Origin of the sequence: Finegoldia magna, from assembly GCF_018371055.1 — a bacterium.
In the GTDB taxonomy this organism is placed as follows: Bacteria; Bacillota; Clostridia; order Tissierellales; family Peptoniphilaceae; genus Finegoldia; species Finegoldia magna_I.
Genome location: NZ_JAGYZD010000291.1, coordinates 1 through 1,910, shown reverse-complemented (window position 1 = coordinate 1,910; position 1,910 = coordinate 1). Strand labels below are relative to the sequence as shown.

The 1,910-nt window shown below is 29.7% G+C and carries 2 protein-coding genes; both read right to left on the bottom strand.

What is annotated here, in order from left to right; all coding sequences use genetic code 11:
- Nucleotides 1-860: ABC transporter ATP-binding protein (locus KHW44_RS09190; protein ID WP_304068759.1), on the bottom strand; the 860-nt coding region annotated here is incomplete at its 3' end.
- A 118-nt stretch (nt 861-978) separates the two neighbouring features.
- Nucleotides 979-1,578: a hypothetical protein gene (locus KHW44_RS09185; protein ID WP_304068756.1), complete on the bottom strand. Its 600-nt coding sequence runs from the start codon at nt 1,576-1,578 to the stop codon at nt 979-981.
- Nucleotides 1,579-1,910: the final 332 nt, after the last annotated feature.

Sequence of the window (1,910 nt, the reverse complement as noted above, 5' to 3'; positions counted from 1 at the left end):
TAAAGGATGAATGCTACGATGTCCCCACTACTCATCTTCCCTTCGACTAGGAAAAGTCCACCGAATAAAACCACGATAATGTACATTATTCCATCAAACGCTTTTGTTATCGTGTTAAATCCAGCCATTGATGCGTACGTTTCTGATTTTATATCCAAGAATTTCTTGTTACCTTTTTGGAATTTTTCGATTTCTACATCTTCATTTGCGAATGATTTTACAACTTTAACCCCAAGCAAGCTATCTTCGATATCCGCATTCAACACTCCGATGTGATGTTTTTGTTCTTTGAATCCTTTACGCATTCTTCTGTTGTATTTTGATGCAAACACAATCATTATAGGAATTGATAAGAACAAAATCACAGTCAACATTGAATTTAATCTGACTAAAATTACAAATGATACTATTATCTTGATAAATCCAATAAAATATTCTTCTGGACAGTGATGTGAAAACTCTGTTATATCAAACAAATCCGAAGTGATTCTAGCCATAATTTGTCCGACTTTTGTTTCGTTAAAATACGAATCGGAAAGTTTTTGCAAATGTTGGAACACATCGTATCTCATGTCCGTTTCAATCTTCGCACCCATTATGTGTCCTGTTTTTGTCATGTAGAATCCAGCAAACAAATCAATCACTTTGATGATTAAAAGCAAAATAGCCATTCGAATGACCATTTCTCGTGTCAAAGAATATGTTCCAAGTCCTGCATTTGTCAGTCTTCTCAAAATCATCGGCAACACCATATCTGTAAGTGTAGTAAGAGCAGCACAGAACAAATCAAACATCAAAATGAATTTGTATTTCTTAAAATAAGGCATAACCCTTTTTATCAGATTGAGATTTCTTTTCATACTTGTATCCTTTCTTTTAAAATTAATCAATACAACAATTATAGCACATTAAATTATTTTACATAAGAAACAAACCGCCAAATCCAAAATCAATCTGATTTCAAACTAGGCGGCCAATTTATTTTGTGGATAATTTTTTCATTAATATTGTAATTGCAAAAAATCCTACCAATATTAAAATGTAAATAATAATATTCAGTATGAACAAATTTTGCTTCACTGGTCCTGAAAAAATCGAAAAATATGAAAACAAAACAATTCCAATCGCTGATATGGCAATCAAAATGTATCTGAATTTACTGTCATGAAATCTCTTTTCTTTTCTGGAGATTATAATCGGAGTTGCGATTACAGCTGCAAACATCGTCAAATAAAGTATAACTGCAGACACTGAAATTTGTTTAAATTCCAATCCTAAAAAATTTCTAACTAGATTGGTAAAAAGTCCAACAGAAGTTATCAACAAAAAGTAATACACAAATTCTATTAATTTATTCGCTATACTCACATTAGAAAAATCTTCAATGTAGTTGTTGACCTTTCGAAGTTCCGATTTGTACAATTCTTCTGTAGGAAATGCGCCCTTTTTTTGTAACTGCATCAAATCAATATCCAAAAGTTTCTCACATTCACTAAATGTCTTAAAATACAGGTTTCTAGTCTTCAAATTTATCAAAATTCTTTGTTTTATATCTGAAAAATCTTCGTCCAATTTCATTCGTTTCACCTCTCATATATAATACCATAAAAAAACTATAAATTATTCAATTGATATTCAAAAATTATTCACGATAATTTATCCCAAATTGTTGGTAAGTTTTTGTGGATAAATGTGGATAATGTGGATAACTTTGTGGATATCTTGAAATAAGCCAAATTTTTTACATAATTTATCGTCAATTTCTGTGGAAAAGATTTGTATAACTTATTTGAAATGTATTTTCACTAAATTTATTTAACACTCAGTTAATAAATATAATCGAACTTTCAAAATACTTACATTAAAATTCAATTCATTTTCAATGTATTACTTTTCCTAAAGTATATCGT